Genomic DNA, 7,902 nt, shown 5'->3' with positions numbered 1-7,902 from the left:
CGGTTCCTATCATGACGCCCAAACTGTCCTCCTATTGGCTTTATTTTGTGACCTCCACCTCTTATAAACTCGCCTCATCTTTGGTAGATAGTATGGGGATCCAAATTATTGGCGAGAAAAGCAATATTAATGCACTGCTCGATGTCCACCCCATTAGTTATCGTGAAGCAGTATCATTGGCATTTGAAAAAATCGAGCAAAATAGTATCGTTTCCAGCTGGAAAGATTCCATGGTCAGCAGTGGCCGGCTCAAAAACAGTCTCCATAAATATGTGAATGTACCTACCTACGGATGCTTTACAGATTATAAAGAACGTCGGGTGGTGGAAATGGACCTTACCCTAAATCGCATCTGGTCCATTGGAGGTTCTACGGGATGGTATTATGGGAATCATTTATGGCAGATAAGAGGCCATCTCGATAAATTATTTGGAGGAACTGGATTGCGACGTGGTCGAACGCATGTTTCTGATTTAAATGCTGGAGATGCTTTAGACTTTTGGCGGGTGATTTTTAGTGATAAAAAAGAAGGCAAACTACTGCTCTACGCCGAAATGAAACTTCCTGGAGAAGCATGGCTAGAATTCAAGATTGAAGATGGGCTTCTTAAACAAACTGCTACATTTAGACCACACGGGTTGGCAGGTAGATTATATTGGTATAGTGTCCTCCCTTTTCATGGTTTTATTTTTAGGGGGATGATCAATAAATTAGTGGAAACACAAAGTTAAAAATCAGTCCTATAGACAGATTAGTTATCTTAAAAGAATCTCAAAATTCCCCTTGGGTAAAAGTTTTCTTAACATTTAAGAATGGAAATCCTTCCTCCCGATAGCAATCACAAGAACCCAAAAAACACGTAATACGTCAAATTTTCGGAACATAGTGTTAATTATTGTTTAATGTTTTGGCTATAACTGTAAACGCCGATTTAATTTAACTATCTTTAACCCATGATTTTAAACACCACATATTCGAACAAAAAACACGATGAGCTCATCAATGATTTGCTGGGTAAACCATTTAGTTTGTGGCAATCCATACTGATGAAAGGAATCGGATCCAAACGAATGATTATTGAAGAAGTGAGCCCCAATATGGCACAATATCTCAATACCGCATCAGGTGTGAATTATGCCAATCTGGAATTGCGACCGGTTGGAGTACTCGTCAGAATCAATAAAGGCTTAGAGAATTTTACGTGGGTAATTCCGTATTATAAATTGGGTATTCATAAAAGCAACGGTAGCAGTATTCATGCCGAAGGAAAATTTATCAATTTCAGACCGAATACAACGTTCAGAGAAAACAAAGCTTTTTTTGACAAGCTTCTAAACGAGAAAGTAAAATACGAAGCGGAATATCATACGCTACCCTCATTTCAATGAGACAATTGACTCAGAATTTAATTTTTAAAACGAAACGTTGCTTTGCCCTGGAAATTGTATTCTATGGACAGCACTTAAAAAAGACAAAATGATTCCAGAAAAAGATTTAAAAATATTTAAAGTCAATGAGCTCATCAAAGATTTTAACGCCACTGATATAGGTGACGATCATTTATTTGTTGGCTTGGAAACCCCAATGAAAAAAGATGCATTTAAACTTACTGATAAAGAAAAGAAGCAGCGCATTGCACATTTATTTGAAGAAATTATGGATGTCCTTGGGTTGGACATCACCGACGACTCATTAAAAGGCACGCCAAATCGGGTGGCAAAAATGTATGTCGACGAGATTTTTTCTGGCTTGAATCCTGCCAACAAACCAAAAATAACACTGTTTGACAATAAATATCAATACAATCAAATGTTGGTGGAAAAAAATATCAGTTTCCACTCCAACTGTGAACACCATTTTGTACCCATTTTTGGTAAAGCCCATGTGGCATATATCTCTTCGGGCAAGGTCATTGGCCTATCAAAGTTGAACCGAATTGTTCAACATTATGCAAAGCGTCCGCAAGTTCAGGAACGTTTGACCAATCAAATTGCAGAAGATTTAAAACGTATTTTAGGAACTGAAGATGTGGCCGTCATCATTGATGCCAAACATTTATGCGTTTCTTCGCGGGGCATCAAGGATGAATCCTCAACAACAATAACCTCATATTACGGTGGAAAGTTTGGCGCACCGGAAAAAATCGCCGAATTACAAAATTATTTAAAAGATTAACATTATGGACATTATTAATGAAGCACTCGAATTTGAGCAGCAAAAGCTAAGATCACTTTCTACCAGTGACAGAATAGAAATTTCCAGAAAAGCCAAAACGTTAATTTTGGGCTTAAATGAAATTTATAAACGTAAAAAGGATGAACAGATCATGGACATTATGAAACGATTGACTGTCATCAAACAAAAAGTGGAAAAACGCCTGAAAGGTAAACCACTTACTGCTTAGGTCATATATATCTGGACGTGTATTGGGTTATTTAAGTAAAACGCTCAAATAACCCAATCTTTCCAGAATTTATTCAACAAGTGTTCTTTAACCTTGTTACTAAGGCCAGGGAATTTATTTTAAATATTCTATAGGAGTATTGCCCATTAAGGACAATACTTAGATAGAATTTTTACTTTTTAAGAAAACCGTCCAACACTCCTCAAATTTATAAACCTACAATTTGGACTGTTATCTTTTAGAAGCAACGAAAAATCAAACAAAAAATGAAGTTTTTAAAACCACTTTTCGTATTTCTCATCCTTAATTTTGGCGCTTTAGGCCTTGGCATCTTGCTTATGGGCGACGGTCCCACCAGCGCTTGGTACACTTCTATGAGCCAAGCACCATGGACACCTCCCAATTGGCTTTTTGGAATAGCATGGACAGTTATCATGCTCTGTTTCTCCTTTTACATGACCTTTCTTTACCTTAAACACCCCACCAATAAGGTCATCACTCTTTTTATCATTCAATTTATTTTGACTATTGCTTGGAACTTCGTCTTTTTCAATCAGCACATGATTGCACTTGGATTGGGAACCATTATCGCATTGACCTTTATCATTACGGCGCTTTTAGTAACTTATTTCAAGTTGATGAAAGCCTACAACCTACTCATACTTCCGTATTTTATATGGATTTGTATTGCGACCTCACTCAATCTTTACATTTTAATACATAATTAAAAAAAAATCTAAAGAGTTTCCTATCTTTCTGGGAACCAAAATCTAGAAATTAATTAATCAGATCCCCGCTTTGTTGGGCATGACCATGAAGATATACACGCTCCATCAAAAGCAAAACCTCCCCATTAGTCTTGACGCTGCATGGAACTTCCTCTCAGATCCAAGAAATTTAAAGACCATTACACCAGAATATATGGGCTTCCATATTCTTTCTGGCTCAGACAGACCGATGTTTGCAGGACAGATCATCCAGTACATCGTCACACCCGTATTGGGCATCAAAACCAAATGGGTCACTGAAATCACGCACAGTGTCAAAAATGAATATTTTGTAGATGAGCAGCGTTTTGGTCCCTACGCCTTATGGCACCATAAACATTTTATCAAAGAAATTGAGGGCGGTGTAGAAATGGAAGATATTATCGATTATGGACTGCCTTTTGGATTTCTTGGGCAATTGGTGCATCCCATAATCGTCAAGCCTAAATTGGATGAAATATTCTCTTTTAGAAGGAAAAAACTAAACGAACTTTTTGGGGTTTATAAAGAATAAATTCCAAACGTATAATTGTCCGTTCGCCCCCGCAAGGAAATTGAAGTTGAAGATGAAATTGAAATTCAAATCGAAGTTGAAAAGCTAGAACTTAGAATTTTGAACTTTAAACTTTGAACTCAAAACCTGCCTGCCCATCCGTGGCAAAGTGGAGGCGGGAAACTTGAAGCCCAAAACTCAAAACTTGAAACTTAATGCCGAAACTCCCAAAACAATGAAAAACCCCATAAACATCTTTTGGTTCCGTCGCGATTTGAGATTGGATGATAACATTGGTTTCTACGAAGCGTTGACATCAGAATATCCTGTCCTACCCCTCTTCATCTTTGATACTGAAATCTTGGAGGATCTTCCAAAGGATGATGCGCGCGTCACGTTTATTTTTGATGCGCTTCAAAACATGCGCACTACATTACAAAAGGAACACGGGAGCAGTTTGGCCTTATACCACGGAAAACCTTTAGCAATTTACAAACAGCTGATCAAGGATTATGACATTGCTGCTGTTTATTCCAATCATGATTATGAACCTTATGCACTAAAACGGGATACGGAAATAAAAGAATTCCTTTCAAAAAACGGCGTTGGTTTTCACAGCTTCAAGGATCAGGTTATTTTTGAAAAAAATGAGATTGTAAAAAAAGACGGGAATCCGTATAGGGTTTATACGCCTTATATGAAGGTTTGGAAAGAAAAATTCAAAACAATCGATTTGAAGATTTTTGACACCCATTCTGTTCTCAAAAATCTCGTCACAAACAGCAAACTGCCAAATCTTAGTCTGCCAGACCTAGGTTTTAAAAAAGCGTCTCAAAAGATTGCCGATTATGAGGTCACACCTTCCTTAATTCAGGATTACGAAAAAAATCGGAACTTTCCAGCCCAAGATTCCACTTCGCGATTGGGGCCACATTTACGATTTGGAACCGTCAGCATTCGAAAAATAATGAAAAAGGCCATTGCGGAAAAGAATGACATCTTCTGGCAAGAACTCATTTGGCGCGAGTTTTTCATGCAAATCCTTTGGCATTTTCCCCACACTGCCACTGAGAGTTTTAAACCAAAATACGATCGCATTGAATGGCTTAATAATGAGGACCAATTCAAGCGTTGGTGTGATGGCACCACTGGATATCCACTGGTAGATGCAGGAATGCGGCAATTGAATACTACGGGATTCATGCATAACCGGGTGCGCATGTTGGTAGGTAGTTTTTTATGCAAACATCTTTTGATTGATTGGCGCTGGGGCGAAGGGTACTTTGCTGAAAAATTGCACGATTATGACATGGCAAGCAATGTAGGCAATTGGCAATGGGTTGCGGGCTGTGGCGTGGATGCCTCGCCCTATTTTCGGATTTTTAATCCCACAACTCAGATTGAAAAATTTGATAAGGATTTAAAATACATCACAAAATGGGTGCCTGATTTCCAAAAATCGACCTATCCGGAAAAAATGGTGGATCATAAGGAAGCACGGCTCCGTTGTTTTGAAACTTATAAACGCGCCTTAGATTAAGAACACTTTATTGAAAAGACCCACAAAACCCCATTGTCATTTTATTACATAATATTATTGGTAAAAACTCCAATAATGACCTCTATAGAAATGAACTCTATGATATAAAAAGATCAGACGTGAATTCAATAAAAATAATCATTCTAAAAATTCTGTAACATTTTCGGTTTCCACGTATCCAAAAGGAAAATAAACAAAAACAAATCTAATCTTTTGGAATTATGAACATCAAAATCAGCCTAGTCCTAATCTTCGCCCTTATCAACTTTTACTCCCCAATTGACAATCCTACTACCACCTATCCTTTTTCTGTAAAAGTATCGGGGCAAGGCAAACAAGCCTTGTTTTTTATTCCGGGATTTGCCAGCTCTGGAGAGGTTTGGGAGGATACCCTAACGCCATTTGAAGAAAATTTTACATGTTATACCTTTACCATGGCCGGATTTGCAGGTGAAGCCCCACAAAACCCAATTACTTTTGACCATTGGAAATCTGAAATTGCTAACTATATCAAAAAAGAAAACATCAACCGGCCTATCCTTATCGGCCACAGTATGGGCGGTGGTCTTGCCTTGGCGCTTGCTGCAGACTATCCAGAGCTCATTGAAAAAATTGTGGTGGTAGATGGTCTTCCTGCTTTGATGGCGTTAACCAACCCTGATTTTAAATCCAATGACCAGTTGGATTGTTCTGAGATGGTCCAGCAATTTCAAGAAATGAGCGAAGAAAACTTTTATGAAATGCAAAAAGCAAGCATGCCCATGCTCATGCAAAACACGGAAATGCACGATATCGTGCTTGGCTGGAGCTTGGCGTCGGACAGAGAAACCTTTGCCAAAATGTACTGTGATTTTTCAAATACCGATTTAAGATCCGATGTAAGTCGGATCCAATGCCCAACCTTAGTGATTTTGGAATCGTATTTTGTAAATTTCAAACCGGCTATTGAAGCACAATATAAAAACCTAAAGACCGCTCAATTGGTGTATGCCAACAAGGGGCTTCATTTTATTATGTATGATGATAAGGATTGGTACCTGGACCAACTGCAAAATTTTATTACGACCGAGTAATGACTTTTAAAGAAATTTACAATCACTATTGGCCAAAAATCTTCCGTCTCTGTATGGGATATGTCAATGATCACGCCTTGGCGCAAGATTTAGCTCAAGACACCTTTATCATTGTTTGGGAACAATTACCGAAATTCAGAAATGAATCGAGCATTGGCACCTGGATCTATAGGATTGCCTCCAATAGATGTTTGAGGCAGTTGGAAACGAATAAAAGAATCCAAACATCAGAATTGCCCTTTCAAATTAAACAAGAAACCCCTGCGTCCATAGAGCCTGAAATCCAATTCTTGTACGCCTGTGTTTCTGAGCTTCCTGAAACCGATCGTATTATCATATCGTTGGAGTTGGAAGATATAAAACAGTCTGAAATTGCCAAAATCGTTGGCCTTTCAGAAGGCAATATCCGCGTAAAGATTCATCGCATCAAAGCCATTTTAACCCAGAAATTCAAAGTTTATGAGCGCTAATATCGATTTTAAAAATCTTTGGAAACAACAAGTATCTGAACAACCCAAAATGGATGATTTGCTGTTAAAGATGAAGACCTATAAAAATGCCGGTTTAAAACGACTCCTTATCACCAATTGTCTTTTGGTAGCAACGGTATTAGGGATCGTTTTTATTTGGTATTATTTCCAGCCACAACTCGTCACTACCAAGATGGGGATTGTATTGAGCATTTTTGCAATGCTCATCTTTCTGCTTACTTACAATAAGCTATATGGTTTTTATAGAACGCTCTCGGATTCTAAGACTAATACAGCCTATTTAGAGGATTTAATTCGGTTAAAAAATAAAGAAAAATACATCCAAACCACCATGATGAAACTCTATTTCATTCTACTGACTTTAGGCATTTGTCTGTATCTATTCGAATACGTCCGCCTAATGCCTCTTGTTATGGGAGTCAGTATTTATGTTTTAACCTTGGCATGGTTGATTTTTAACTGGATCTATCTGAGACCTCGAATTATTAAAAAGCAGGATAAAAAAATCGATACCTTAATTGAGCGCTTTAAACGCATCAATGCCCAATTGGAGGAGGAATAAACCTAGGAAAAACAAATGCCTCAGGGTCCTGAGGCATTTCTAATTATATATAAAACGATTTGTGCTTAGTTCAATCTCGTAATCTTAGCGCCTATCGCTCGCAAACGCTCATCGATACGTTCGTATCCACGATCAATCTGTTCAATATTATGTATGGTTGAAGTACCTTTCGCAGATAGAGCTGCAATCAAGAGTGAAATTCCCGCTCTAATATCTGGTGAGGTCATGGTGGTTGCCTTTAAGGACGATTTAAAATCGTGGCCTATGACGGTAGCACGATGCGGATCGCAAAGAATGATTTTTGCGCCCATATCAATCAGTTTATCCACAAAGAACAAACGGCTTTCAAACATTTTTTGATGCACTAAAACAGCGCCTCTGGCTTGTGTGGCCATCACCAAGACAATACTCAGCAAGTCTGGGGTAAAACCGGGCCACGGAGCGTCAGCAACCGTTAAGATGGAACCATCAATATAACTTTGAATTTCGTAGCCGTCCTTATGAGCAGGAATATGGATATCATCACCATCCCTCTCAACGGTTATTCCAAGTTTTCTGAAGACATTAGGGAT

At 38.3% G+C, this 7,902-nt stretch carries 10 protein-coding genes and 1 pseudogene; 10 read left to right on the top strand and 1 reads right to left on the bottom strand.

What is annotated here, in order from left to right; translation table 11 throughout:
* From VLZ86_RS01955 to VLZ86_RS01910, 10 genes are all read left to right on the top strand, one after another.
* Positions 1–731: SDR family oxidoreductase (locus tag VLZ86_RS01955; protein ID WP_325448179.1), on the top strand; the 731-nt coding region annotated here is incomplete at its 5' end.
* 222 nt (positions 732–953) lie between these two features.
* Entirely contained in the window at positions 954–1,388 is a 435-nt protein-coding gene (locus VLZ86_RS01950; protein WP_325448177.1) for a hypothetical protein, read from the top strand.
* An 88-nt stretch (positions 1,389–1,476) separates the two neighbouring features.
* On the top strand, positions 1,477–2,175 hold the full coding sequence (gene folE, locus VLZ86_RS01945; protein ID WP_325448175.1) for a GTP cyclohydrolase I FolE: 699 nt from the start codon (positions 1,477–1,479) through the stop codon (positions 2,173–2,175).
* A gap of 4 nt (positions 2,176–2,179) precedes the next feature.
* On the top strand, positions 2,180–2,404 hold the full coding sequence (locus VLZ86_RS01940; protein ID WP_325448173.1) for a hypothetical protein: 225 nt from the start codon (positions 2,180–2,182) through the stop codon (positions 2,402–2,404).
* A 266-nt stretch (positions 2,405–2,670) separates the two neighbouring features.
* The gene (locus VLZ86_RS01935) at positions 2,671–3,132 is read left to right on the top strand and encodes a TspO/MBR family protein (protein WP_325448171.1); all 462 of its coding nucleotides are present in this window, start codon (positions 2,671–2,673) and stop codon (positions 3,130–3,132) included.
* A gap of 85 nt (positions 3,133–3,217) precedes the next feature.
* Complete coding sequence (locus VLZ86_RS01930; protein WP_325448169.1) at positions 3,218–3,685, top strand: SRPBCC family protein; 468 nt, start codon at positions 3,218–3,220, stop codon at positions 3,683–3,685.
* 214 nt (positions 3,686–3,899) lie between these two features.
* A complete protein-coding gene (locus tag VLZ86_RS01925) occupies positions 3,900–5,204 on the top strand; it encodes a deoxyribodipyrimidine photo-lyase (RefSeq protein ID WP_325448167.1) in 1,305 nt (434 codons plus the stop codon).
* A gap of 221 nt (positions 5,205–5,425) precedes the next feature.
* Positions 5,426–6,277: an alpha/beta hydrolase gene (locus VLZ86_RS01920; protein WP_325448165.1), complete on the top strand. Its 852-nt coding sequence runs from the start codon at positions 5,426–5,428 to the stop codon at positions 6,275–6,277.
* On the top strand, positions 6,277–6,747 hold the full coding sequence (locus VLZ86_RS01915; protein ID WP_325448161.1) for a sigma-70 family RNA polymerase sigma factor: 471 nt from the start codon (positions 6,277–6,279) through the stop codon (positions 6,745–6,747). The genes VLZ86_RS01920 and VLZ86_RS01915 overlap by 1 nt, the downstream gene beginning before the upstream one ends.
* Positions 6,737–7,330: a hypothetical protein gene (locus VLZ86_RS01910; protein WP_325448159.1), complete on the top strand. Its 594-nt coding sequence runs from the start codon at positions 6,737–6,739 to the stop codon at positions 7,328–7,330. Before VLZ86_RS01915 ends, VLZ86_RS01910 begins: the two co-directional genes overlap by 11 nt.
* Before the next feature lie 65 nt (positions 7,331–7,395).
* On the opposite strand, the pseudogene VLZ86_RS01905 reads toward VLZ86_RS01910, so the two are convergent.
* Positions 7,396–7,902 (bottom strand): annotated as a pseudogene (locus VLZ86_RS01905) (UDP-N-acetylglucosamine 1-carboxyvinyltransferase); the annotation flags it as partial.

The organism is Gelidibacter sp., assembly GCF_035515035.1.
Classification (GTDB): domain Bacteria; phylum Bacteroidota; class Bacteroidia; order Flavobacteriales; family Flavobacteriaceae; genus Gelidibacter.
This window is presented reverse-complemented; position numbering and strand designations above follow the sequence as displayed.

What these genes read in the sequence shown, in the direction of transcription:
- VLZ86_RS01950 (WP_325448177.1), top strand. Translation starts at nt 954, where the DNA reads ATGATTTTAAACACCACATATTCGAACAAAAAACACGATGAGCTCATC.
- folE (WP_325448175.1), top strand. Translation starts at nt 1,477, where the DNA reads ATGATTCCAGAAAAAGATTTAAAAATATTTAAAGTCAATGAGCTCATC.
- VLZ86_RS01940 (WP_325448173.1), top strand. Translation starts at nt 2,180, where the DNA reads ATGGACATTATTAATGAAGCACTCGAATTTGAGCAGCAAAAGCTAAGA.
- VLZ86_RS01935 (WP_325448171.1), top strand. Translation starts at nt 2,671, where the DNA reads ATGAAGTTTTTAAAACCACTTTTCGTATTTCTCATCCTTAATTTTGGC.
- VLZ86_RS01930 (WP_325448169.1), top strand. Translation starts at nt 3,218, where the DNA reads ATGAAGATATACACGCTCCATCAAAAGCAAAACCTCCCCATTAGTCTT.
- VLZ86_RS01925 (WP_325448167.1), top strand. Translation starts at nt 3,900, where the DNA reads ATGAAAAACCCCATAAACATCTTTTGGTTCCGTCGCGATTTGAGATTG.
- VLZ86_RS01920 (WP_325448165.1), top strand. Translation starts at nt 5,426, where the DNA reads ATGAACATCAAAATCAGCCTAGTCCTAATCTTCGCCCTTATCAACTTT.
- VLZ86_RS01915 (WP_325448161.1), top strand. Translation starts at nt 6,277, where the DNA reads ATGACTTTTAAAGAAATTTACAATCACTATTGGCCAAAAATCTTCCGT.
- VLZ86_RS01910 (WP_325448159.1), top strand. Translation starts at nt 6,737, where the DNA reads ATGAGCGCTAATATCGATTTTAAAAATCTTTGGAAACAACAAGTATCT.